Origin of the sequence: Thermococcus sp. PK (genome assembly GCF_000430485.1) — an archaeon.
GTDB classification, from domain to species: domain Archaea; phylum Methanobacteriota_B; class Thermococci; order Thermococcales; family Thermococcaceae; genus Thermococcus_A; species Thermococcus_A bergensis.
Window position 1 is genome coordinate 632,903 of sequence record NZ_KE387149.1, and the last position, 1,016, is coordinate 633,918.

At 44.4% G+C, this 1,016-nt stretch carries 2 pseudogenes; both read left to right on the forward strand.

The window, feature by feature from the left end:
* A pseudogene (locus tag THEPK_RS05335) lies at positions 1-377 on the forward strand (IS607 family transposase); the annotation flags it as partial.
* Positions 358-1,016, forward strand: a pseudogene (locus THEPK_RS05340) (RNA-guided endonuclease InsQ/TnpB family protein); the annotation flags it as partial. The pseudogenes THEPK_RS05335 and THEPK_RS05340, both read left to right, overlap by 20 nt.

Consider the following 1,016-nt stretch of genomic DNA (forward strand, 5'->3'; position numbering starts at 1 on the left):
ATACCTCAAGAACTACTGCGCATCAAAAGGCTACCAAGTTGCAAAAATCATAACAGACATTTCCTCAGGACTGAACGAGAACAGGAAGGGGTTAAAACAGCTCTTCAAACTCATTGAAAGCGGGGAAATAACAAAAGTCGTGATAACTTACAAGGACAGGCTCACCCGCTTAGGATTCGTGTACCTTGAGCAATACTTTAACTCTCACGGGGTTGAGGTTGAAGTAATCTTTGATGATGAAGAGAAAACGCCGGAAAAGGAACTTGTTGAGGACTTGTTAGCCATCGTAACCTCTTTTGCTGGAAAACTCTATGGTGCCCGTTCTCACAAGAAAACGCCTTGTCGAGGCGGTAAAGAATGCCCTCAGAGACGATTAAACTCACGGCAAAATTCAAACTCAAAACAGAACCTGAAGGGTTAGAAGACCTCTTCTCCCTTTATTCTGATATTGTAAATTTACTCCTTGATTATGTTTTTGAGAACAACATTACGAGCTTTTACCGGCTGAAGAAAGAGGCGTACAAGAGCCTTCGGGAGCAGTACCCAGAACTCCCAAGCCACTACATTTACACGGCCTGTCAAATGGCCACCTCAATCTACAAGAGTTACAGGAAGAGGAAGAGAAAAGGAAAAGCTAATGGAAAACCAACCTTCAAGAAAAAAGTCATAATGCTGGACGACCACCTGTTCAAGCTCGACATTGAAGAGGGAATTATCAAGCTCTCAACTCCAAGTGGAAGGCTGGAACTGGAGTTTTACCCGGCAAAACACCACGAGAAGTTTAGGGAGTGGAAAATAGGACAAGCCTGGCTTGTTAAAAACCAGATGGGAATTTTCCTCCACGTGGTGTTCTCAAAGGAAGTTGAAGTCAGAGAGTCAAAAGCCGTCGTTGGTGTGGACTTGAACGAGAACAATGTAACCCTCAGCCTTCCAGACGGCGAGTTCATCCAGATCATCACCCACGAGAGGGAGATTAGGACTGGTTACTTCGTAAAGAGGAGGAAGATTCAGAGGAA